This window comes from Ponticaulis sp., assembly GCF_029210165.1.
GTDB lineage: Bacteria > Pseudomonadota > Alphaproteobacteria > Caulobacterales > Hyphomonadaceae > Ponticaulis.
In genome coordinates this window covers 320,427-343,417 of the sequence record NZ_JARGNT010000001.1, presented here as the reverse complement: position 1 = coordinate 343,417, position 22,991 = coordinate 320,427, and the positions used below count along the sequence as shown (strand labels likewise).

General features: G+C 55.3%; 25 protein-coding genes. 15 read left to right on the top strand and 10 right to left on the bottom strand.

The features are described 5' to 3' along the window. Nucleotides 1-9 precede the first annotated feature (9 nt). Nucleotides 10-1,662 (bottom strand): methyl-accepting chemotaxis protein, encoded by a 1,653-nt coding sequence (locus P1U45_RS01680; RefSeq protein WP_301057195.1) that lies wholly within the window; start codon nucleotides 1,660-1,662, stop codon nucleotides 10-12. Between the two features lie 401 nt (nucleotides 1,663-2,063). On the opposite strand from P1U45_RS01680, the gene P1U45_RS01675 reads away from it, so the two are divergent. Then, on the top strand, nucleotides 2,064-3,476 hold the full coding sequence (locus tag P1U45_RS01675) for a mechanosensitive ion channel domain-containing protein (RefSeq protein WP_301057194.1): 1,413 nt from the start codon (nucleotides 2,064-2,066) through the stop codon (nucleotides 3,474-3,476). Here the strand turns inward: P1U45_RS01675 and P1U45_RS01670 are convergent. From P1U45_RS01670 to P1U45_RS01650, 5 genes are all read right to left on the bottom strand, one after another. Next, entirely contained in the window at nucleotides 3,473-4,540 is a 1,068-nt protein-coding gene (locus P1U45_RS01670) for a DUF2332 domain-containing protein (protein WP_301057193.1), read from the bottom strand. The genes P1U45_RS01675 and P1U45_RS01670 overlap by 4 nt on opposite strands. A gap of 3 nt (nucleotides 4,541-4,543) precedes the next feature. Then, nucleotides 4,544-4,969: a DUF3617 family protein gene (locus tag P1U45_RS01665; RefSeq protein WP_301057192.1), complete on the bottom strand. Its 426-nt coding sequence runs from the start codon at nucleotides 4,967-4,969 to the stop codon at nucleotides 4,544-4,546. A gap of 143 nt (nucleotides 4,970-5,112) precedes the next feature. Then, nucleotides 5,113-6,294 carry a thiolase family protein gene (locus tag P1U45_RS01660; RefSeq protein ID WP_301057191.1) on the bottom strand — a complete coding sequence of 394 codons (1,182 nt, stop codon included), beginning with the start codon at nucleotides 6,292-6,294 and terminating at the stop codon, nucleotides 5,113-5,115. Nucleotides 6,295-6,397: 103 nt separating this feature from the next. After that, the gene (locus P1U45_RS01655; protein WP_301057190.1) at nucleotides 6,398-7,456 is read right to left on the bottom strand and encodes a glycoside hydrolase family 5 protein; all 1,059 of its coding nucleotides are present in this window, start codon (nucleotides 7,454-7,456) and stop codon (nucleotides 6,398-6,400) included. A 196-nt stretch (nucleotides 7,457-7,652) separates the two neighbouring features. Further along, complete coding sequence (locus P1U45_RS01650; RefSeq protein ID WP_301057189.1) at nucleotides 7,653-7,955, bottom strand: hypothetical protein; 303 nt, start codon at nucleotides 7,953-7,955, stop codon at nucleotides 7,653-7,655. A gap of 553 nt (nucleotides 7,956-8,508) precedes the next feature. Here P1U45_RS01650 and P1U45_RS01645 point away from each other — a divergent pair. The 10 genes from P1U45_RS01645 (at nucleotide 8,509) to P1U45_RS01600 (ending at nucleotide 15,444) form a co-directional block, all read left to right on the top strand. After that, nucleotides 8,509-8,772 carry a hypothetical protein gene (locus P1U45_RS01645; RefSeq protein WP_301057188.1) on the top strand — a complete coding sequence of 88 codons (264 nt, stop codon included), beginning with the start codon at nucleotides 8,509-8,511 and terminating at the stop codon, nucleotides 8,770-8,772. Nucleotides 8,773-8,874: 102 nt separating this feature from the next. Then, on the top strand, nucleotides 8,875-9,726 hold the full coding sequence (locus P1U45_RS01640) for a VOC family protein (RefSeq protein ID WP_301057187.1): 852 nt from the start codon (nucleotides 8,875-8,877) through the stop codon (nucleotides 9,724-9,726). Nucleotides 9,727-9,779: 53 nt separating this feature from the next. Next, the gene (gene leuD / locus P1U45_RS01635; protein WP_301057186.1) at nucleotides 9,780-10,391 is read left to right on the top strand and encodes a 3-isopropylmalate dehydratase small subunit; all 612 of its coding nucleotides are present in this window, start codon (nucleotides 9,780-9,782) and stop codon (nucleotides 10,389-10,391) included. Next, on the top strand, nucleotides 10,391-10,828 hold the full coding sequence (locus P1U45_RS01630; protein WP_301057185.1) for a protease inhibitor I42 family protein: 438 nt from the start codon (nucleotides 10,391-10,393) through the stop codon (nucleotides 10,826-10,828). Before leuD ends, P1U45_RS01630 begins: the two co-directional genes overlap by 1 nt. A 195-nt stretch (nucleotides 10,829-11,023) precedes the next feature. Continuing rightward, nucleotides 11,024-12,103 carry a 3-isopropylmalate dehydrogenase gene (gene leuB, locus P1U45_RS01625; protein ID WP_293607518.1) on the top strand — a complete coding sequence of 360 codons (1,080 nt, stop codon included), beginning with the start codon at nucleotides 11,024-11,026 and terminating at the stop codon, nucleotides 12,101-12,103. Nucleotides 12,104-12,139: 36 nt separating this feature from the next. Then, nucleotides 12,140-12,658, top strand: coding sequence for a hypothetical protein (locus P1U45_RS01620; protein ID WP_301057184.1), 519 nt, complete (start codon nucleotides 12,140-12,142; stop codon nucleotides 12,656-12,658). 96 nt (nucleotides 12,659-12,754) lie between these two features. Continuing rightward, nucleotides 12,755-13,186 carry a hypothetical protein gene (locus P1U45_RS01615; RefSeq protein ID WP_301057183.1) on the top strand — a complete coding sequence of 144 codons (432 nt, stop codon included), beginning with the start codon at nucleotides 12,755-12,757 and terminating at the stop codon, nucleotides 13,184-13,186. A gap of 3 nt (nucleotides 13,187-13,189) precedes the next feature. Further along, nucleotides 13,190-13,504: a helix-turn-helix transcriptional regulator gene (locus P1U45_RS01610; protein ID WP_301057182.1), complete on the top strand. Its 315-nt coding sequence runs from the start codon at nucleotides 13,190-13,192 to the stop codon at nucleotides 13,502-13,504. A 98-nt stretch (nucleotides 13,505-13,602) separates the two neighbouring features. After that, nucleotides 13,603-14,463, top strand: a complete 861-nt coding sequence (locus tag P1U45_RS01605; RefSeq protein WP_301057181.1) for a DUF817 domain-containing protein — start codon at nucleotides 13,603-13,605, stop codon at nucleotides 14,461-14,463. A 66-nt stretch (nucleotides 14,464-14,529) separates the two neighbouring features. After that, nucleotides 14,530-15,444, top strand: a complete 915-nt coding sequence (locus P1U45_RS01600) for an SGNH/GDSL hydrolase family protein (protein WP_301057180.1) — start codon at nucleotides 14,530-14,532, stop codon at nucleotides 15,442-15,444. 2 nt (nucleotides 15,445-15,446) lie between these two features. On the opposite strand, the gene P1U45_RS01595 is transcribed toward P1U45_RS01600, so the two are convergent. From P1U45_RS01595 to P1U45_RS01585, 3 genes are all read right to left on the bottom strand, one after another. Next, on the bottom strand, nucleotides 15,447-15,998 hold the full coding sequence (locus tag P1U45_RS01595) for a hypothetical protein (RefSeq protein WP_301057179.1): 552 nt from the start codon (nucleotides 15,996-15,998) through the stop codon (nucleotides 15,447-15,449). Nucleotides 15,999-16,012: 14 nt separating this feature from the next. Then, on the bottom strand, nucleotides 16,013-17,710 hold the full coding sequence (locus P1U45_RS01590; protein WP_301057178.1) for a hypothetical protein: 1,698 nt from the start codon (nucleotides 17,708-17,710) through the stop codon (nucleotides 16,013-16,015). A 150-nt stretch (nucleotides 17,711-17,860) separates the two neighbouring features. Continuing rightward, complete coding sequence (locus P1U45_RS01585) at nucleotides 17,861-18,238, bottom strand: nuclear transport factor 2 family protein (RefSeq protein WP_293607509.1); 378 nt, start codon at nucleotides 18,236-18,238, stop codon at nucleotides 17,861-17,863. Between the two features lie 124 nt (nucleotides 18,239-18,362). Here P1U45_RS01585 and P1U45_RS01580 point away from each other — a divergent pair, with 124 nt between their 5' ends. The 4 genes from P1U45_RS01580 (at nucleotide 18,363) to rarD (ending at nucleotide 22,336) form a co-directional block, all read left to right on the top strand. Next, nucleotides 18,363-19,421: an aspartate-semialdehyde dehydrogenase gene (locus P1U45_RS01580; protein WP_301057177.1), complete on the top strand. Its 1,059-nt coding sequence runs from the start codon at nucleotides 18,363-18,365 to the stop codon at nucleotides 19,419-19,421. A 447-nt stretch (nucleotides 19,422-19,868) separates the two neighbouring features. Next, nucleotides 19,869-20,261 (top strand): hypothetical protein, encoded by a 393-nt coding sequence (locus tag P1U45_RS01575; RefSeq protein ID WP_293607505.1) that lies wholly within the window; start codon nucleotides 19,869-19,871, stop codon nucleotides 20,259-20,261. Between the two features lie 166 nt (nucleotides 20,262-20,427). Continuing rightward, entirely contained in the window at nucleotides 20,428-21,291 is an 864-nt protein-coding gene (yghU, locus tag P1U45_RS01570) for a glutathione-dependent disulfide-bond oxidoreductase (protein ID WP_293607503.1), read from the top strand. A 148-nt stretch (nucleotides 21,292-21,439) separates the two neighbouring features. Beyond that, the gene (gene rarD, locus P1U45_RS01565) at nucleotides 21,440-22,336 is read left to right on the top strand and encodes an EamA family transporter RarD (protein WP_301057176.1); all 897 of its coding nucleotides are present in this window, start codon (nucleotides 21,440-21,442) and stop codon (nucleotides 22,334-22,336) included. Nucleotides 22,337-22,340: 4 nt separating this feature from the next. Here rarD and P1U45_RS01560 read toward each other — a convergent pair whose 3' ends face one another. After that, entirely contained in the window at nucleotides 22,341-22,856 is a 516-nt protein-coding gene (locus P1U45_RS01560) for a response regulator (protein WP_301057175.1), read from the bottom strand. Nucleotides 22,857-22,991 lie beyond the last annotated feature (135 nt).

Sequence of the window (22,991 nt, the reverse complement as noted above, 5' to 3'; positions counted from 1 at the left end):
CAGCCTTGATCAAGCGGCTTCCACGTCAGCCAGATAACGGTCGATCCGGCTTTTGATATTCATGCTCTGATGCGCAAGCTCTTCAGCCGTTGCGGTGACCTGAACAGACGCAGAAGCCGTTGTCTGCGCCGCTGATTCCAGCATGCCGAGTGACTCCGCGACATGGCTCGTGCCGCTCGCAGCCTCTGCTACGTTCTTGGAAATCTCACCTGTAGAGGCGACCTGTTGTTCGGTCGAAGACGCAACGATCGTCGTTATTTCGTTTACGTCGTCCACCACGGTGCTGATGTCAGTTACCGACTGAACGATAGCCGCTGTGGCCTGCTGGATTTCTTGAATCTGACGCGTGACAGATTGTGTCGCCTGTTCCGTCTGGTCTGCCAGAGCCTTTACCTCAAGCGCCACAACGTTGAAGCCTTTTCCGGCTTCACCGGCACGGACGGCCTCGATGGTTGCGTTAAGCGCTAGCAGCTTGGTCTGGGCGGTTACATCCGTGATGAGCTCAAGGATTTTGTCGATCGCCTGCGCGGACGCAGATAGGGTTTCCAGCTGCACGATTGTCGTGCCTGTGCGCTCGCGTGCTTGGGCGGCCACACTTGCGCCGCGCGACATTTGCTCCGATACGCTCGCGACGGCGGCATACATTTCCTCTGTAGCTGCTGCGACAGTCTGAACGTTAGACGCTGTCTGAACAGTGACAGATGACACGCTCTGTGTTTGCGCGCTAGTTTCTTCTGCTGTTGACGACATGGAGACGGCAGTTGCCTGCATCTCTTCGGCTGCGCCTGCAAGGCTGGTGATCGCTTCGGCGATTTCGACCTGGAATTTGTCGGTCAGTGCCTGCACGTCAGCAGCGCGTTCCAGCTTTTTGCGGCTGTCGAGTTCCTGCTGCTGGATGAGTTCCATGCGCTCGCGGGACGTGCGAATGAACTTCTGTAGGGCAGCGTTCAGTTCACCGATCTCGTCTTTGCGATCATCGGTATCGACGGTGTGATCAAGTTCTCCGGCTGCGACACGGGTCAGCCCCTGAACAACAGTCTGAAGTGGGCGCGCAATATATTTCCGGCTGACGAATACGGCTGTTGCCATGCCTAAAACGATGGATAAGACCCCGGCCGCCAGAATCAGAAACTCCGCAAGATGCGCCAGATGCTGCGCTTCTTCTGCCGTGTGGAGCGCTTCTTCCTGAGTATGAACAGCAAACTCTGCGATGAATTCTTCCAGACGGGCCATCTGCGGCACTGACGCATCTACTGCTGCCAGAAGGCGGGCCTGTGCCTCAGACATGTCGAATTCGGTGGCTTCTGCTAAGTGGAGATTGTTCTCGATTGTCGCTACATAAGTGTCATATGCGTGCTCGATTTCATCGATTGTCGCGAGGCTTTCAGGCGAAGCGTGCGCGCGTAAATCGGCGAGTAGTGCCACGAACTCTGTTTCGTCATGCACAATCTCTTCACGGATGCTTTCAAACGCATCTGGCATCGCGGCCAGGCGGAATTCATTCCGGTTCAGATCAAGCGCATCATGGTCGAGACGGGCGGCACGTTGAATATTTTCCGCCGCGATTTCGATACGCTTTGCAGCGCTTGAGGTCATCTCAAGGCTGAACCAGCTAATAGCAGATACAAGGGCCAGAGAAAAACCAAGCCCGGCGACAATCATCAATATCTTTGTTGATACTTTAGCGTTCTTAAAATGCATGTTCGCTCGCTTATATTATATTCTCCTGAAATAGAGGCGCGAGATAACAAAAGCCTTCCGATCAATTTTTAAATTCACCTAATCGGACAAACTATAATCAGGAGGCATTCCGATTATGGGCCTAATTGAAACATGTTTTGCGGGCTAATATGCGCACCCTGAAAGAGAATGTTTACAGAGATACACCCTGATCGTTAAAAATGCCTGTCTGTTCCGTTAACAATTTTCGGCAAGAAATTTGGAGATGATGCCGCGCGCCTGAATGAGTGACATCTGAGAGAATTCGCTTTATTTCAATCTTGTGTAGGTTTGCGTGAGGGGCGGCTTTGATTTCGTCGGTATTTTCAGTTCTACGCGGGGGTGTGCTCCCGAATGCTGCGGTTACGCCGCCTGTTACAACGGCCCCGTCAGATGTGCCGACCGAAAGCGAGCTTATGATGCGCGCCGAAGAAGTGACTCGCGATGCGTGGACCTGGCTACAGGAACACGTTCTGACGCCGGAAAACCTCATCGCTATTTCCGTTCAGTTGGGTGTGATCGTGGCTGCGCTATTGCTAGGCCGCATCTTTGCGCCGCGCGTTCGTAAGCTGATTGATCAGGGCATTTCGAAACTTCCCGAACAGGTGCGCGAGAAAGCCGAACAGATTGCACCGCTCATTCTGGACCATGGTCTAAGGCCGGCAATCTGGATTGCATTTCTCTGGATCGGGCAGACCGCGCTTCAGGGGTTGGGGCAGCCTTATCTGCTGGTTCGGATCGCTGCGAGCCTTGCAACGGCTTGGCTGGTCATCAAGCTGATCACCCAGTTCCTGCCAGAAGATATGCGCAAGCCGGTTATGTGGTTTGCCTGGGGGCTGGCCGTTCTGAACGCTATGGGCATTCTGGATGATGTTCTGATCTGGATCGACAAATTTGGCGTGCCGTTTGGTGATGGCGGCTTCATCAACCTGTCTTTCGTGTCGCGCGCCGTGTTTATGGCTGCGCTGTTCATTTTCGCGGCGCAATGGCTCTCCAAACGCCTGAAGGCCCGTGTTGAGACCTTACCAAAGGTTGAGCCGAGTATCCGCATTCTGATGTCGAACGCGATCCAGATTGGTCTGTTTATCGCGGCAGCGGTTCTTACTATGACAAGCATAGGCATCCCGCTTGGTGGTCTTGCTGTCTTTGGCGGCGCGCTGGGTGTGGGCCTCGGCTTTGGCATGCAGCAGATCGTGGCCAACTTCATTTCCGGTGTGATCCTGCTGTCAGACCGTTCCATCAAGCCGCACGATGTCATTGAGGTCGACGAGACGTACGGCGAAGTGAAATCGCTTGGCCTGCGCTATGCCTCTGTGATCACGCGCGACGGCAAAGAGCACCTCATTCCGAACGAACAGCTCGTCACCAACAAAGTGGTGAATTGGAGCTATTCAGACGACAAGGTGCGTGTGAAGCGCCGTTTCCTCGTGGAGTATGAAAGCGATCTTCGTCTTGCGGCACAGCTATGTATTGATGCCTGCGCCGACCAGCCGCGGGTTCTCAAAGACCCGGCGCCGAAATGCCTGTTGATGGAGTTCGGGGATGATGCGGTGGAGATGGAGGCGCGCTTTTGGATTCGTGATCCGCAGAACGGCATCAACAATATCGGCTCTGAAGTGATGTTCGCCATGTGGGACAAGTTCAAAGAGCACGGTATCGATCTGCCACTCGGTCAGGACGAAATCCGCATCACAGGCGATTCAGAACTCAAAGTCCGCATGGTGCGCGAAAAAGCGAAGAAAGACGAAGAGGTTTAGAGCGCCTCGACATTCCTTACATGGCCATCTGACCGGGCGAGGATCTTGTGGTTATCGCCGGGCCATGTGCGCAGATCGCATGTCATGCCAAGCGCGAGTGGGGGCGCTTGGCGGTTCCAGAGAAGCTCTGGTTCGTAGCGTAGCCATACCAGGGGCGCGTCATCCGTCGCACTGGCTCCTGCTGCCTCAATTAGGTCCGTCATGCGTTGGCGTGTTTCCAGCGGCGGATACTGGAAGAAGACCGAATGGAAGATAACGGTGACGGCGTCATCTGGCCGTGTGGTCAATTCCTGCTCCAGCCAGTCTGCAGCGTCGGCTTTTTCGACCATCGTGCCACGTGAGACAGCGATATCCGCCGCGGCATCAAAACGCGCAAGGCGTTCTGGCTGGTCTGGCCAGACATAGCTTTTCAGCCTGAGCCGTGTCGCTTCATCGGACAGGTCCAGAGGGTTCTGATCACAGGCTTTCCGGTCGCGAATGGAGATGGAGTTCGCAAACTCCGGGGCAGGGCCGTTCCAGTTCGTGGTGACTGTCATGGGCGAGGCCTGATCGCCCCACTGCCAACTGCCCGCATCATAATAGAAGGCATCGAAGTTCTGGTTGAGGCCCGCGCTCGCGCCAAGCTCAAGGAAATGGATGGGCTTTCCGAACTGCTTTGAGACCGCATTCAGGCCGATGAGAAGCATGAAGGCGCGGCGGGTTTCGTTCGTCTGTGGTGGTGATTGTATGAAGTCGGTCTCTCTGTCGGCGTTCGCGGCCAGATACGCCTCGACAACCGGCCAGACAGTCTCGAAATCCGGATAGGTGTCACCGGCAGGATAGACTGACTGCAGGTCTGGTGAGGCGCCGGACAGCACGGCGTGGTGAAGCGCACCCGCAAGACGCAAGCCGAGGGCATCTGCACGTGGATTGCCCGCCCAGTCACCAACCAGGGTTCTGATAACACCGCCCGTTTCGAGGCTGGTTCCGAACGCGCGTAAAAGCTCTGCTGTGAAGGGAGAGCCAAGCTCGGCGCACCATCCGGCTTGTTCCGTAAAGTGTTCGTTGAGAGTCGGCTGCGGCATAGGTCAGCAGTCTCCGGTGCGCGTGGCCGTTTCAGTGATGGTCGAATAGATGCGCGCAGAACCGGGGATGTTTAGCCGGGCGCGAGCCTCCACAGAATAGGCCTCTGCTGACTGGATGCTGATCTCGCCTTCTCCGCTGCGATACATAGAGCCGAGGCCGCAATTCATGGTGAAGCTTGCGCCGGTCTCTGTCCCGGTAACGCCTTCGGGTTCGCAGAATAGAGGCTCGCTAAAACGGGCAACCAGCGCAGTATAATTGGCTTCTGCAGTGTCGCCCGTGACGCATATTGTGCGTGTCTCGATGTCCGGATCGCCGCGGACAGCTGTTGCGCGTGTGTGTGCCCATTCGCCTTCGGTCAAGCTGATAGACTGCGCGGCTGCAGTTGAGCTGAAAACGAGGGCCAGCGCCCCCAGCAGACCTGTTCTCATTATTCCCGTCTCCCCTGTTATTATGAGAGTTTACTACACCAGAGCGGGAATGAGCGCCAGCTTCCAGCGTTTGGGCGAGAAGGGCACAAAAAAACCTCCGGAGCGTATCCGGAGGTTTTCGTGTTGTCAGATGAGTATGAGGCTTAGACGCGCTCGACACACATTGCGATGCCTTCGCCGCCGCCAATGCAGAGGGACGCAACGCCTTTAGTCTTGTTCTGCTGCTCAAGCGCAGAGATCAGCGTGACGAGAACGCGTGCACCGGATGCGCCGATCGGGTGACCGAGGGCGCAAGCGCCGCCATTCACGTTCAGCTTGTCGTGGCTGATGCCGAGCTCTTTCATTGCGATCATAGGAACAACCGCGAAGGCTTCGTTCACTTCCCAAAGCTCGACGTCGTCTTTTGACCAGCCAGCTTTTGTGAGTGCTTTTTCCATCGCTGGAACAGGCGCAGTCGTGAAGTATTCAGGCTCGTGAGAGTGAGATGCTGAAGAGACGATTTTTGCGATTGGCTTGAGGCCGCGCTTTTCAGCTTCGGACTGCTTCATCAGGACGAGCGCAGCCGCGCCATCAGAGATCGCAGACGCGTTCGCTGCTGTTACTGTACCGTCTTTGTTGAAGGCAGGACGCAGTGTCGGGATTTTGTCCGGGCGAGCAGATTTAGGCAGCTCGTCCTGGTCAACTGTCGTTTCGCCTTTACGGGTTTTCACGACAACCGGTGTAATCTCACGTTTGAAGCGGCCTTGCTCGGTCGCTTCCTGTGCGCGGCGGAGTGTTTCCAGAGCGTACTCGTCCTGCGCTTCGCGTGTGAACTGGTACTTTTCAGCGATCATGTCAGCGAATTTGCCCATTGGCTGGTTCGCATACGCATCTTCAAGGCCGTCTGTCGCCATATGGTCACGTGTTACAGCTGCGCCGTATTTGTGACCTTTGCGAAGGTCGATCATGTGCGGAGCGTTCGTCATGCTCTCCATACCGCCGGCGACAACAATGTCAGCCTGACCGGAAAGGATAGACGACGCGCCCATGACAGCAGCTTGCATACCGGAGCCGCACATCTTGTTAACTGTTGTAGATTCAGGGTGCTTGCCGAGTTCTGCTTTGATCGCAGCCTGACGTGCAGGGGCCTGACCCTGACCGCCTGGAAGGCAGTTGCCCATAATAACTTCCTGAACGTCTTCACCTTTCAGGCCGGCTTCTTCTACAGCCGCTTTGATCGCCAGAGCGCCAAGCTCGTTCGCTGAGAAACCTGAAAGTTCGCCCAGAAGGCCACCCATAGGGGTGCGGGCCATGCCAACAATTACGACCGGATCTGAAGTGCTCATGGTCGTGTCCTCCTCGTTACATCTCGTAAACTTAGTATATGGCGAGGAGTTGTGCGAGGTTAACCAGAGCGCGTCAAGACGTTTTATTGCAGGTGCGAAAACCCTAGTCGCCTAATAAAGCCGGGCCCATGCCTGGTCGAACTTGTTCGTTTTCAAGGCTGTACATGCCCAGAGATGTTGCCCAATCCCAGTAGCACCAGCCGATTCCATACTGTTCCGCAGTGCGGCGAATATGGCGCGTCCAATTGGCGCGGTCGGCGTCTGGCACCTCTTCATACACTCCGAACTCGCCCAGAAACACGGGCATTCCGATGCGTTGGCCATACTCTGCGGCAGCTGCGAAGTGGGAGATCACGTCTTCGCGTTCGGATTGTGAGCCCCAGGTCCGGCCAAGCGGCATAGGTTCATACGCCCATGGCGCGCCCTGATGGGTGAATTCAAACGGGCTGTAATAGTGGAATGTGACCATGGCGCGTGGGTCGTGTGGCGGGTTGGTCGGCACGAGACCTTCCAGATTTCCCCACTGGCCGCCGCCAAGAATAACCCAGCGGTTCGGGTTCGTTTCCCGAATGATAGAGAGGATGTCGCGGTTCATCTGGTCGATCCGGCGGAAGGTCAGATTGGTGTGCGGCTCGTTCAGCACTTCGAAGTAAAGACCGTCCGGCCAGCTGGCATAGCGTTCTGCAATCTGCTCCCAGAAGGCATAAAGGCGTGGCAGGTGTCGGTCCGGGTTTTCATTCACTTCTTCATAATGGTGAACATCAATGATGACCTGAAGACCGGCGGCGAGTGCCTGCGCGGCGACGGTATCGACCCGGCGGAAGAAGAGCTGGTCGATTTCATATGGCGCGCGGGACTTGGCATGTGCGGACCATTTGACCGGAATGCGGACAGTATCGAAGCCCAGTTCGCGGATCATGTGCAGATCTCGCTCGCGGATCACATAGCCCCAATCGCCTTCATTGTCGGCTTCCAGTGCGCCACCAAGATTGACGCATTGCTGGATTGGGGAGGTGCTGATCTCGGTCGTGCGTGGTCGCAGCTGAGTCTCCTGCCGCGCTGGCATGGCATCGGATCTGGGGCCGGAGAGTGACATGAAGGTCAGGCCCATCGCCGCAGCGATAAGAATACCGCACAAAACGAGCCAGATTGTACGTGTCATGTCGGTATTTCCTTCCTCACCCGTATGTCCTGGGCCGCAAGGTACAGCAAATGTGCCGCCGTTTATTTAACACGAACGGTAAATTCGCAGCAGAACCGCGCAAGTTCTTTTGCGCTGCAGCAAGATGGGTGGCGACGGGCACAAAAAAGAGCCGCTCGAGTGAGCGGCTCAGGGGAGTGCACTGAATTCTTAGGGACTAATTCAGTGAGGCGTTACATTCGGTAATTTCGTCTTCCGTCAGCGGGTCGGTGTTTGTGCCGAAGGCGTTGATCGGGCCGAGTTCTTCGACAACACGTTTGCAGACGCGAACCGTTGCTGTGCGTCGGTTGAGTACGGCTTCGCACGTATCTGCCTGGCAAATCCAGATGGCATCATAAGCTGCGATGCGCGTTGTTTCTTCAACGGGTGTCTGGAGTTCAGCGGTGAAAAGCGTGGAGGCGGCAGCAGGCATGGCTGCGAGTGCAGTGGCTGCGAACAGAGTGGCAAAACGAAACATCATAAATCGATCCCATCATGCGATTTGGTGTTGAGACCTGTATATAGGAGGACTGAACAATCTGTCCATAATTTAGTGAACAGCGTTCTCTTAAATGACGCAGGTGCGAAATTGCGCTGATTTGTTTAGGCTTTTCCTGATAAATGAAGCGCCTCAGAGGCAAAATACCGTATCCGCGGCGGTCACGAATGCGTGAGGCTGGAGCGGTATTCCGCAAGAGAATATAAATTTGAAATATTATGCTCCCCTAATTGGGGAATTTGGGGTTGATATGCCTTTTCAAGTATTTGATCTTCGTTTCATTGGATGAATTTTGCAAACTTGCAGTTTTGCTGCAAATTTAATGCAAATAATCGAGACTTTTCTCTTGATCTGTGCTTTAAGCCGCGCCTCGTCAGCATTGATTTAAAGCGTGCTGCACTTACCCCATAATTCTATAAATAATGTCTGGGTCTAGACCTTGCCTGAGCACACGATTTTGAAATCCCGCGAATACCGACAAATTATTTCATTCCTGACCAGTATAATCGATCAGTCATTCCTGAGTGAGAAAGACATGCTGCTTTCTGCAGATGGTGCGCCGGATGATCGTCAGAAGGCTGAGCTGGATGAGCTGCGCGAGCGGCGGGACTCTGCGTATATTGTGCTGGAAAAAGTTCTTGAGGTCGTCCTTCAGGAGCTCTCGGAGACTGAAGCTGATGACGGCGCGGCCTCGGACAAAGATGCGATGTCGTCTCTGACCGAGATCGTGTTTCCTGACGATGCAAAATGCCTGCTTCTCAAGCGCGAATTCAAAGACGAACTTTCCAAGCTGAACTAGTGACCGCTCACGCAGCGTTGACGGTTTAAAGGTTGCAGGGTGCGCCGTGACGTGCAGGGTGTCGAAAACGACCTCGGCAGTATGTTTTACGGGAAATTTGCCATGTTTACTAACGCGCTCGACCATTTCGTCATACTTGTTCCGGATGCCGAAGCCGCCGCCGACAAGTATTGCCTCTTGCTCGGCCGCGAATGTGACTGGAAGCATCATAATCCAGCCGACGGCACCACGACCGCGGTCTTCTTTCTAGGTAATACCAGCGTTGAGTTGCTCGGTCCTTCAGGTGATGGTCCCGTCGGTGCGCGTATTCGCGAAATCCTCGGTGACAAGCCGGGAGCACTGACCTCGCTGGTCTTCAATACCGATGATATCCACGAAACCCATTATACCGCGAGCCGTCGTGGGCTGCGTCCTGAAGAGATTATCGGCCAGTCGGCAACCTATAATGGCCTGACGCGCAGCTGGTCACGTTTTCGCTGCGGCGATCCCCTTTTCGGTGATGTGAAGGTTTTCATGCTCTCCAATACCGAAGGCGTGAAGGTTGTCATTCCGCCTCGCGCAGGCGCTGCGACCCGTGTGGACCATATCGTGCTGAACACTGGAAATCCCGAGCGGACGATGGCGGCCTATGGCGCCAAGCTCGACCTGCGGCTCGCATTGGACCGCACCAATGAGAAATGGGGCGCACGCTTTGTTTTCTTCCGTACGCATGACCTGACGATTGAGGTGGTGCAGCGTCTTGATGGTAGCATGTCAGCTGACGACAAGGATCATCTCTGGGGCGTTACCTATGAGGTGAATGATCTGGATGACGCGCATACAAGGCTCACGGTTGCGGGCGTTCAGGTATCTGAAGTCCGTAAGGGTCGCAAGGCCGGAACGCGCGTTATGAGCGTGAAAAGTCATGACCTCGGCATCCCGACGCTGCTGCTCGATAATAAGGGCGAGCGCTGACTTCTCCTAAAAGGGAATTGATCTTCGCGTGGATTGCGGCCTAAAAGGCGCACATGGAAGCGTTTAAGACACTCACGGGCCCAGCGGCCCCACTCCGCATGAGCAATGTCGACACCGACATGATCATCCCGAAACAGTTCCTGAAAACGACGGAACGCACCGGCCTGTCGCGTGGCTTGTTCTTCGAACTGAAGACAAATGCGGACGGCAGCCCGAACCCGGACTTCGTTCTGAACCGCGAGGAATACAAGGATGCGAGCATTCTGATTGCTGGCGCAAACTTCGGCTGCGGCTCCTCGCGCGAGCATGCGCCATGGGCTCTGCTCGATCAGGGTATTCGTTGTGTGATCGCGCCAAGTTTTGCGGACATCTTCTATAATAACTGCTTCAAGAACGGCATTCTGCCGATCGCTCTACCGCAGTCTATCGTCGAGAAAATGATGGACGAGGCAAACGGTGGCAATCACATCTTCACGGTCGATCTCGAGAACATGAAGATCACACTGCCGGACGGCGAAGTGGTTGAGTTTGATCTGGATGGATCGCGCCGCCACAACCTGCTGGAAGGTCTCGATGATATCGGTCTGACACTTCAGGCTGAGGAACGAATTTCCGAGTTCGAGACACGCCGCAAGCTCGCAAGCCCATGGTTGGAGCGCGCATAATGAAACGCCTGGTATCTTCGCTTCTTTTGGGTGCCGGGCTTTTTGTTAGCGGTTGCGCGGTCAATACACTGAATACCGATCCTGAAGTGCGTGGCCTTTCCGGCCAGATTTCACCACAACGCCTGACCGATCCTGCTTCAGGTTCTGAGGTTGTGTTGTCTGAGGGCAACCAGCTTATTCTTGAGCTGCGGTCTAACCCGACCACCGGCTATATGTGGTCTGTGCTTTCTGGCACGGACACAGGCGTGTTGAGCTTTGTCAGCGAGGACTATATCGGCGATGATAATCCGCGCGGGATGGTCGGCGTAGGTGGGCAGACGGTGTTTGTCTTTAATGCTGATCAGGTGGGTGAGACTACGCTGAGCCTTGGTTATGCGCGCTCGGGTCAGACGCCTGATGAGGCGCTTGATATCCACGTTTCGGTTATTCCGCGCTAAGCTGCCTTTTTTGAAAATCTGTTGCGTTCAGCGCGCTGCGAACCTGTGCGCAGGAGAAGTATTTCGCGCCAAATCCTGTTTTCTGGAAAAGAATTGCGGGGTTGCGACGCTGTGTTGCGTGCCAAGGTCTTGATTTTTGTCGCAAGCTGGGGCTCACAGGCGACTGGTATTTCTTCTAACCGACGGGCGCGCGCTATGAGCCAGACACTTCTTCTTCTTCCAGGTGACGGTATTGGTCCTGAAGTCATCGAACAGACAGTTCGTGTGGCAGAAAAAGTGGCGCCTGATCTGAACCTTGAATACGGCGCAGTCGGCGGTGCGAGCTATGACGAGTACGGCACGCCACTTACAGAAGACACGCTGAACCGCGCCAAAGCCTCCAGTGCTGTCCTGATGGGCGCAGTCGGCGGCCCTAAATGGGATGGCGTCGAGCGTCAGCACCGTCCGGAAGCTGGTCTTCTGGGCCTTCGTAAAGGGCTCGACACCTATGCGAACCTGCGTCCGGCGCTCTGCTTTTCTGCACTGGCTGATGCCTCTGCGCTGAAGCGCGAGCTGGTTGAGGGACTTGATATCCTGATCGTACGCGAGCTGGTTGGCGGTGTGTATTTCGGCCAGCCGAAAGGCATTGAAACACTGCCGGATGGTACGCGCCGCGGCTTTGACAATGCAGAATACTCGACACCGGAAATCCACCGTATCACGCGCGTTGCATTCGACATTGCGAAGGGCCGTGGAAACTTTGGTCGCAAATGGGGCGGTGTCTGCTCTGTTGAGAAATCCAACGTCATGGATTCAGGTCTGCTCTGGAAGCAGGAAGTTCAGGCGCTTTATGACGCCGAGCTGAAAGATATGGGCGTGCCGCTTCACCACATGCTGGCGGATGCCTGCGCTATGCAGCTGGTGCGTGAGCCAAAAGGCTTTGACGTCATCCTCGCAGACAATCTGTTCGGCGACATCCTCTCTGATGAGGCCTCCATGCTGACAGGTTCTATCGGCATGCTGCCATCTGCGTCTCTGTCTGATGCGGGTAAGCCAGGCCTTTACGAGCCGGTTCATGGTTCTGCGCCGGATATTGCAGGGCAGGGCAAGGCAAACCCTGCGGCGGCTATCCTGTCGTTTGAGATGGCGCTTCGCTGGAGCCTTAACCGCTCCGACGCGGCTGACGAGATCACCCGCGCTGTTGGTCAGGCGCTTGAGAAGGGCGCGCGCACCGGTGATATCGGTGGTTCTATGAGCACGTCTCAAATGGGTGATGCCATCCTAGCGGAGCTGTAAAAACTTCACTATAAGGTTGATACGTGGAGGGTTTTCGTGACGCGTATCAACCAGGCAAGTTTCTCAGGGCTCGGTGAGGCCATGGCGTTTTATACGGCGCTGGAGGCTGACGGCCATCAGGCGTGGCTATCCGATTATCACATGAATGCGTATTGGAGCGGGCTTCAGGGTGCGATGGGTGGCTTTCGTGTAAGCTGGCTTGGCGACGGGCGGCCGGAGCCCGTTGAAACTCCTGAAGCGACCGATGACGCGCCGCCTGAACAGGGTGAGACGTTTTCTAGCGTATTCGGTTCGCGGTTCCGCCGTAGAGCGCTTCTCGGTGTGTTGTTTCTGTTAGTCGTTAACCCGATGCCATCACATCATTCCATCGCCGACGGCCTTTGGGCTTACAGCATCAGTCATCCCAGCTCTTACAGCTCCTATTCTGCAGACATGTTCTGCCCCGGCGAAATGGTTCCGCTGAATGCAGAGCAGCGCAGCATGTACCGCGACTTCGGCGTGCCTGACGATCAGATGCCGGAAACATTCTGCATGATTTCAGCACCTGACAGCTGACTGTCACCCTGACACAAAGGTGACAGTCACGTCCGTGTCGTTCTTTTTCGGAAATGCTTGCTATAGCTCGATTGGTGGGATGAAAGGAGTTCCACCATGACAAACACAATCACGCACTCAATACCGCAAATGAAAGTCTCACTCGGCTGGGTGACTTTCCCGTTCGTCTATAAAGGCCAGCAGATCATTGCGCAGGCCTCTACATGGTCGCCGCGCACGCGCATCTGGCTGAATGACGAAATCGTCGATGAGATCGACAGCTGGAAGTTTTCCGAGACGCATGATGTGACGCTGCCAGACGGCGAGATCATTCAGGTCACGCTTGGCTATCGCTGGGGCACGACGCTCTATTGTGAGGCGCATGCGGGCGGCGAGAAGCTCTTCACCAAGGGCATCACGCAGGACGCAAAAGGCGTCGTCGCGCTCGGCGCCTTCCTAGCGGCCGGGCTGGCTCTTGGCGCGGTGATGTATCCGCTCGGCGTGTACGTTGGCGGAGCGATCGCCAGAGCATCTGGTGCGGGCGCGTAACCCATGCTGCTTGTATCTGAAACGGTCAAAGACCTCCGCTCGCAAAACGGCTGGACGCAGCAGCATCTGGCAGAGATCTGTGATGTCAGCGTGCGTACCATCCAGCGGGTGGAGAAGGATGGGGTTGCCTCTATGGAGACGACGCTTGCGCTCGCCAGCGTGTTCAATGTCGAGAAGACAAGCTTGCTTATGGACAGTGTACGCGAAAGCGGTGAGGCGACTGCGCAGCCAAAGACCTCGTGGGTGCATGGCGTGGCCGGGCTTGCGCTCTTCGCGCTCGGCCTCGGGGCGGGGCTGATGATCACCACCCTGTTTTAATGCAGCCTCAAATCATCAATAGGCGGCCACTCGGCCGCCTTTTTTCTGTCCGCAATTCAAGGCACAGGCTAGACTAGTCGCGTAAGGGGACCGGACGCATGAAGCCAGCCTATAAATCCATGAGAGAGCGCTTGCATGAGGCGCATGTCAGTCTGCGCGCCAGATGGGTGAAGGGGCCGTGGAGCCTTGGCGCCTATGAGTTTCTCTCTTTCGGCATAAAGCAGGCCTGGGCCTGCCTGTTTGGCGGCGCGATGCTGGTGCTGCTGATGGGCACCTACCTCTTCTATCCGGCTGATGCGCCAATCGGCCGGTTCGATTTCATCTTCCTCTGCGCTTTAGCGATCCAGATCGGCATGCTGATCTCAGGACTGGAGAGCCTTGAAGAGGCTAAAGTCATCTTCATCTTCCATGTGGTTGGCACGCTTATGGAGGTTTTCAAAACCGAGATGGGCTCATGGGTGTATCCAGAGCCGGCCTTCTTCCGCATCGGCGGTGTACCGCTGTTTTCCGGTTTCATGTATGCTTGCGTCGGGTCTTACATTGCGCGGGTCTGGCGGATATTCGATTTCCGGTTTGACCGGTTTCCGCCGCTATGGGTGCAGGGGCTTCTGGCGCTGGCGGTTTATATCAACTTCTTCACCCATCATTTCACGGTCGATGTGCGGATTGGCTTATACGTGTTGAGCGTGCTGATTTACGGGCCGAGCGTCATCTGGTTCAGACCGGATGAGAAACACCGCCCTATGCCGCTTTTTATCGGGCTGTTGCTTGTCGCGTTGTTTATCTGGTTTGCCGAAAATATCGCGACCTTCGCCCGTGCCTGGAGCTATCCGGGCCAAGAGGTTGAGTGGCATATGGTGTCCCTGCAAAAGCTCGGTGCCTGGTATCTTCTGATGATTATCAGCTTCGTGCTCGTCGCCTTCGTACATATGCGGAAAAAGCCCGACACGGACGTTTAGCGCCTCTGGCCTGCTCTCGCGCACTTTGTCATAGTGCGCTCACATAATAATCGGGAGGAGGCGCATATGCGCGTATTCAAAGGGCTCATCAGCGCGGCTGCGCTGATCTGCTTGCCTGTGTCGGCGCATGCCGGAGAGGTCACGCAGCTTATATTCTTTGGCGATAGCAATCTGGATGTTGGTCGCGTGAATTCCGAGGCGACGGGCGGCGCGGCTGATGACGGTATTCGTCCTCCGCCGAACACGATTGCGGGTCGTTCGTCTAACGGTGCGATCCTGCCGGAATTCCTTGTGCGAGAGCTGGGTATCTCACAGCTGAACTTCTCATGGGGCGGCGCAACGAGTGGTGCGCTGAACATTGTCGGTTATCGCGGTCTGCCTGATGTTATGGAAACCGGCACGCTCGCCCAGCTTGCCGAGTTCGAAGCGTTTCTGGGCGGATATCCGGCCGATCCCGAGGCGCTCTATACAGTGATCGCGGGCTCTAACGACATCGCACTGATCGACAAGAATGATCAGGCGGCAATCGATGAAGCGGTTGCAGGCGTCGTTCAAAACCTTCGCTATACGGTGACGCAGCTTGATACGCTCGGGGCTGACCAGATTGTTGTCGGAACGCGAACGCCGCGGCCCGTGCTTTCCGATCATAACAGGCCGGAAGATGAGCCAGATGAGGCCGCGCGCAATGATGCGGCGGGGCGTCAGATAAATATTGCGATCAGGGCGCTGGTGTCAGAGCTGGACGAAGCGCTCGACGCTGATGTCGAGCTGTTTGATGCTTATGCGGTTATCCGCGAGATCGCTGACAACGCCGAGGCCAATGGCTTCGCGGCGTATGATGGCAGCGAAGCGGGCTATTGCATCTCGAATGAGGATTGCACGGGCCTCATCAATCATGACGGGGCGCATAAAACCTCCGCCGTGCATGAATTGCTGGCGGAGGCCTTTATCGACCAGTTTGAACTGGAAGCAGCGGACTAGGCTTATTCGCCCGTCGAGATGGTTTCTTCGGCTTCCATCTCGATGACGGTTTCGCCGTCCGGTGTGAGGGTTGTCTCGTGCTCTGGTGTGAACGCGACGGCCTCACCCGTGCCCACCGGAATCGCGATGGACGCAACAGACGACTGAACCTCATCGTTGCCGAGGTCGGCATGCATGATGACGTTCAGATAGTAGCGGCCATCTTCGCGCGCGGAGAAGTCGACGGGCATCGTGTGCGGTGCATCGCCAGACATGTCGAAGGTGAATTCCTGCGCTGAAAAGAAGTTCAGAGCTTCAGGCGCATCGATGATGACTGTCAGCGTGCCGTCGTCGTATCCGTCGGTGACGGTCACGGAGAAGTTTTCAGACGAGAAGCTGTCTGACTGGCCGTCATAGGAATGGGTCATTTCCAGCGCTGGGCCGGGCTTGGTGTAATCGCCTGCGCTATGCGCCTCTTCGGTCGCCGCTGTTGTGGTCGCCGAAGTCTGTGAAGAGCAGGCCGCAACAGCCAGAAGCGAGGCGGCGAGGATCATTGGTGTTTTCTCAAAGAACATTGTGGGGCTCCGCCTTAGTTTGAGACGCTGAAATCGAAGCAGATTTCACCGGTATAGGTGCTGCCACCATCCACATACGTATAGTCGTAGGCTTCGATGATATAGGTACCAATCTGAAACTGACCTGAATAAACTTCGCTGTCCGCTGCCGGTCCGTCGGAGCGCGTGATCAGGTCGCCTGCCTGAAAAATGCCGAAGTCCGGGTCCGTCCCGGTCGGGCCACTTGTGCGGGTCATGGTCAGCGTGTGGTTCCCTGAGTTCTGAATGCCAATAGCGAGGAAAGTGCGGTTGTTCAGCTTGTTGTAAAAGCCGAACTGATCGGTAGAACAGATTTGCGTGGACTGGCCGGGCAACAGCTCGGCGAAGACCGGCAGCGAGTTTGCGTAGCCGGCATCATTCGTTTCGCCTCTGCCAATCTGCCCTGTGCCGTTCACGGATTGATCGGCTGCTATGGCCGTAATCGCGGCCGAATTACCGGCGTTCCGGGTTTTCAGAACATCGAGAAAGGTGAAAATGGTTTCAAAGTATGGGCTGCTGACATAGGCCGGCGCGGTCATCGCATCATAAATCGGGCCGAAGCCAAGGCTGAGTGTATCAGCGCCATCTGAGTTGCTGTCCCAGAGATCGTAGACAATCATCTGAACAGAGCGCTCGCTGAACCAGCCTTCATTGCTGTTGCTGGCTGTCTCCATGTTGATGCTGAAGCCGCTGGCCTGTTGCGCGCCCCGGCTGTCTGTGTAGATCGGATCTTGAAGTATCATGCCCGAAAGAGCGTTCGCGAAGCCTTCGCTCCAGGCAACGCGCGGATCGAGCGAGTCTGTCCCGCTATGGCTGCCGCCGATGCTGTCAGACCGGCTGACATTGTCTTCAAGATAATGGCCCCATTCATGGACGACGACGCTGCTGTCATACTCATCGGTATCGGCGTTTTCGTCACCCAGAATATAAATCGCTGTGCCATTGTAGAATGAGGTGCCAATTTCCCCGATCGTGAGATCTCCTGTAGCGGCGCGGTTATCTGTGCTCCAGCGTAGCTCGACTGGCGGCAGAACGGCTGTCGGATCAGCGGTCGTGACTTCGTTCACAGCATCATAGAGCGGATCGAGGATTGCAAAAGGCGCTGCGGCGCGTGTGCTGGTATACGATGTGCCGCCCCAGCCGGAGGCCGCGTGCAGGTCGCGGGTAGAGTTCGTTGTGCCGGATGACGTCAGAGAACCTGACAGCACATAGAGCGCATTGCTATTGGTGTTGTCAGTGACGCTGACATCCCAGCCCGGCGTGCCGGATTCTACAATCTCTGCACGGGCGCGAACACGAACGTTTGTGTCGGACGCAACGCTGAAAGAGTAATCGCCTGTCGCATCAGTCTGGGTGGTTTCCAGAACGCTTCCTGAGCCGTTGAGGAGCTGAACTGTTACACCGCGCGCGGGCAGCTGCGCGGCTGCATTATAGTTCAGTCCACTCGTCGCGGGACTGTGCGGGACGCTGTCATACGTGATCGTACCGGAAATCGTCACCGAGCCTGGAGGCGGCGGTGGCGGTGGAGGAGGTGGCGGCGGAGGCGGTGGTGGAGGAGGGGGCGGAGACGGTGTAGGCGTCGGCGTTGGCGTTGGTGTCGGGCTGTTGCCACCACCACCGCCGCTACATGCCGTAACGGTCAGCATAGCTGCTGCAAGAGCGACGTAGCTTACGGCTTTGAATTTACTGACCATGCCAAACCAACCTTATTCGTAAAATACATTGCGGCCTGCTGCCGTGAGGCAACAGGTTAGTCCGAATACATCTCGCGTGTCACCGTTAATACAGAGCAAATTCTGATGAATTTAAGCGATTTCCGAGGCTGTTTTTGCCGGAGTAGGCGATCAGGAATAATCGACGATGCGGGAGATAAGCCCGTCGCGTGCTTCAAAGAAGCTGGCGCCGCGAATGTCGACGCTCTGGCCCTGCATAACGCCATTCGGAAGATCGAGCGCCGCAATGCCCTTGAACTGGACTTCTGCTGCGGCTTTGTCTTCGGTGCAGATCAGGCTGAGGACGCGCTGGCGACGAAAGGAGAAGGCCTGCGAGCTGGCGGATGCCACCTGTGCGAGGGCTTCCTTTCCCTGCAGCTGCATGGATTGGCCGGAGTTGGAAATGTTTTCGAACTCGACGTCGTCTGTCACGCACTCCAGCATGCCCTCCACATCGACGCGGTTATAGCAATCGACATAGCGCTCTACGAGGCTTTCTAGGCTTTCCATTCCGGTCTCCTGTCAGGCGCTAGGGATAACATTATTAAGGGGCGTTTGATCAAGAGTATTTTGCATTGCGGCGAAAATCCTGTAATCCACGCGCTCTCCACTTTCAAAACAGGGATCAGTTAACATGGCTTTGCGAGTAGCTGTCGTAGGCGCCACGGGCAATGTGGGCCAGGAAATGCTCAACATTCTTGAAGAGCGTCTGTTCCCGTCTGACGAGGTTTTCGCGGTTGCGTCGCGCAAATCAATCGGTCGTACCGTCTCTTACGGCGATCGTGAGCTGAAGTGTCATGATATTGAGCAGTTTGACTTCTCAACGGTCGATCTGTGTTTCATGTCCGCTGGCGGTTCTGTCGCGCTCGAATGGGCGCCTAAGATCGCGCTGCAGGATTGTATCGTGATCGACAACTCGTCTGCTTTCCGGATGGACCCGCTCGTGCCGCTGGTTGTTCCGGAAGTGAACGCGGACGCGGTGATGGGATATGATGAGAAGAATATCATCGCCAATCCGAACTGCTCTACGGCGCAGCTGGTTGTTGCGCTGAAGCCGATCCACGACAAAGTCGGTATCGAGCGCGTCGTTGTGTCGACGTATCAGTCCACCTCTGGTGCTGGCCGCGAGGCGATGGATGAGCTTTGGAATCAGACCAAAGGCATTTACGTCAATCAGGAAGCCGAGCCGCGTGAGTTCACAAAGCAGATCGCGTTCAACGTGATCCCTCAGATTGATGACTTCATGGAAGACGGTCGCACGAAAGAAGAGTGGAAGATGGAAGTCGAGACGAAGAAGATTCTCGATGAAGACATCGAACTCGTTGCGACCTGCGTGCGCGTGCCAACCTTTGTCGGGCATGCTGAAGCGGTTCACCTGGAGCTTGCCGGTGCGCTTACGGAAGAAGAGTGCCGTAGCCTGCTTCGTGAAAGCCCGGGCATTATGGTGGTCGACAAGCGTGAGTCCGACGAAGAGAATTACGTGACGCCAATTGAGTGCGTGGGAGAGTGGGCGACGTTCATTTCCCGTATCCGTGTCGACAAGACCGTCGAGCATGGCATCGCTTTCTGGTGTGTGTCTGACAATCTGCGCAAAGGTGCTGCGCTCAACGCCGTACAGATTGCTGAAGAGCTTCTGAACCGCGGTGTGCTCAAGCCTGAAAAGACATTGGTGCCACCACCAGCTGACGCTTAAGTCTGTCTGGCCGGGGGCTGTCGGTCGGTCCCGGAAAATAACCGTTTTTTGAAAGCCCCGTGATGCATTTCGTGTCGCGGGGCTTTTTCCGTGGGCAGCATCGCTTGTCTACGCAATGCTCCGTGTGCAGCGTCGCGACCTCAAACTTTTTTGCAGCTAAATGGGAACCCGTTTCGGATTCCGGTGTTGTATCTGCCACTTCGTAAAATTGAGCTCTCAAATCAGGCTTTTTCAAAGTGTCATGAAACTGTCAAAAATGTTGTCGTTTAACATTTAGTCTCTGTACGGACTAAAAAATGATAAGTTAAAAATTTGTTATGCACTAAAATAATTGGAAAAATTTAAATATTGAAATTTTTCAGTTTTGCGATACTATCATGTTCAACGCGTGTTCGAGATCGAAAAATAGGTCCGGTACACGACTAAATAAGACATAAGGTTCGCACCATGCTGAAAAAAATCTGGGATGCGATCCATTTTGGCCGTTTTACGAGCCAGTGGCGCAACGACCCCCCTTCTGATGTGTCTGCCGATAAGGTGGCACTCGGAAAAACAATCTTTTACGATAGCTATCTCCAGAAAGAGGATGATGGCTGGAAGGTGATCACCGAACGCGGAGGCCTCATTGGCCACTACGCGTTCTATCTCATGCTGCCTGCATACGTTGCGTTCATCGCGGCGATTGTCATGGGCAAAATGAATATCGGCCACCTTGCACTGTTTGAAGCATTCTTCATTGCTGCATTCGGCTTTTTCAATGGCTTCGCGCTGCACCGTGTGGCGCAGGATCCGGCGTTTGGTATCGAGGAGCTCAGCCTCCACCGTATCCAGCGCTCCTGACAAATATTCTCATCTGACGAACAGGGCCGGACGTGAAAGCGTGCCGGCCCTTTCTTTTTGTGCTCACATTCAGTTGAACCTTGTCAGGCTTGATGTGGGCGACTGCTTTCCCAGATGGAGTGGAGCAAACGGGCATCAGGGTCTGACGAATAAAAGGAGCTGGGAAATGGCTGAACAAAACGAATATGTACCACCAAAGGTGTGGACCTGGGATGCGGAAAGCGGTGGTCGCTTTGCGAACATCAATCGTCCGATCGCAGGGCCCACGCACGACAAGGAATTGCCAAAGGGCAAGCATCCGATCCAGCTCTATTCTCTGGGTACGCCGAACGGCGTAAAGGTCACTATCATGCTGGAAGAGCTACTGGCGGCAGGGTATTCTGATGCGGAATATGATGCCTGGCTCATCAATATCGGCGAGGGCGACCAGTTTTCGTCAGGCTATGTGGACCTGAACCCGAACTCGAAAATTCCGGTCATGCTGGATACGACGACCGGTACGCGTGTATTTGAGTCCGCCTCTATCCTTCTCTATCTCGCAAACAAGTTTGGCGCCTTCGTTCCGGAAGAACATGGCGCGAAGACGGAAGCGATGAACTGGTTGTTCTGGCAGATGGGCTCAGCGCCATATCTGGGCGGCGGCTTCGGACATTTCTACGCCTATGCGCCGTTCAAAATGGAATATCCGATCAACCGTTTTGCGATGGAAGTGAAGCGTCAGATGGATGTGCTTAACCGTCATCTGGCAGAGAACAAGTTCATGGCGGGCGACGAATATTCCATTGCGGATATGGCGATCTGGCCATGGTATGGCGCGATGGCGAAGGGTGTTCTGTACGATGCCAAAGAGTTCCTCTCAGTGCACGAATACGAGCACGTCATTCGCTGGGCAGATGAGATCGGAGCGCGTCCTGCTGTGAAGCGCGGGCGTATGGTGAACCGCACATTCGGTGAGCCGTCCTCTCAGCTGCACGAGCGTCATGACGCATCCGACTTTGATACCAAAACTCAGGACAAGCTGCAGGGCTGATCCTTTCTGTAGTTTGAGCTGAAACGGAATGTCGGCAGGTTGGTCCTGCCGACATTTTTTTGTGTGGCGATTTTTTGTCTGACATGCCTCATGAAACGGGTGTATTGGCGCGTTGAAACTGTCTAATCGGAGCGGAGGGAGTTAAAATATGTCACCTGACCAACGCTTCGGTTTTATGTCCGGACTTGGCGCCTATTTCATGTGGGGCCTTCTGCCGCTTTACCTGAAATTGCTCGATCATATCGCGCCGACAGATATTCTCGCGCACCGGGTTGTCTGGTCTGTGCCGACCGGCGCGCTATTGCTGATTGTTGCCGGACGCTTCCATGAGATATTCGCAATGCTGCGGCGCCCGTCCACGCTCTGGCTGGTTTTGTCTTCAGCGCTAATTGCGGGAAACTGGCTGACCTATATCTGGGCGGTTACAAATGACCGTATCATCGAGGCGAGCCTCGGGTATTTTCTGAATCCGCTTGTAAATGTCGCGATTGGTGCAGTGTTCCTGTCTGAGAAGCTGCGTCGCCTGCAATGGTTTGCCGTTTCTATCGCAGCGATCGCTGTGATTGTCGAAACGATTGCGCTTGGCCGACTGCCCTGGGTGTCACTTATTCTGTGCTTCAGCTTTGCGACCTACGGATATATTCGCCGGCAGGTGCAGGTCGATGGTCGTGTCGGGCTGACGCTGGAGGTGCTGTTCCTGTTGCCGGCCGCGCTGATCTGGTTGGCGGTTGTGGCGCAGCAGGGTGGTTCGCTCATCGGTGGAAGTGTTGCAAACCTGCTCATGCTGATGCTTGCAGGCCCAGCTACGGCGTTTCCGCTTATTCTTTTTGCGCTCGCGGCAAAGCGGCTCAAATTTTCGACGATTGGTATCATGCAGTATCTGGGGCCAACCATGCAGTTTCTGCTGGCATTGGCCTTTGGAGAGACGCTGACGTCTCTGCGTCTCGTCACATTCTCGCTGATACTTGTCGCGGTTATTCTATTTTCACTGGATGCTTACGGGCATGACCGGCATTTACGCCGAAGCGCGCTGCGTCCGACCTGACGGATCAGAAGCCGACAGTGTCGTTGTTCATAATGTCGTCAATGTCGTTTTGCATGCGGTCGTGACGACGTTCCGGTCCACGATAGTGCGGGTCATCACGGCGACGACGGTCAGGGCCGAAATAGTTTGGTGCGCGGATGAAGTCGCGCGGCTTGTTCACGACTGACACAATGCGGCTGTAAAGCGTTTGCGCATTGATCGGCTTACAGCAGAACTCGGTCACACCCGCATCGCGCGCTGCGCGGACCTTGGAAGGCTCTGAGTGCGCCGTAACCATGATGATCGGCACATACGGGTTCGGGGAGTCGCCTGAGTTGCGAACAAGCTGTGTGAACTCGATACCGTCGAGAACCGGCATGCGGTAATCGAGGAAGATAAGATCAACGGGTGTGGATTTGATGACTTCGAGCGCGTCGGCCGGGTCCTGAACCATATGCACTTCGTCAAAGCCGTAGCCGCGAACCATGGTCGCAAGAATGCGTAGCATGTGGACGTTATCGTCCACGATCAGAACAGACAAATTGCCAGCCCGTATCATCCTAAAAGCTCCGCACACCAGTAAGAGCCTTAGGTTTACGCGTTAAGTGTTAACAGGCGGATATTGAATTTAAATAATCTGCCGGTGAATCGGTTTTGGCTGTGCAGAACAAAGAAA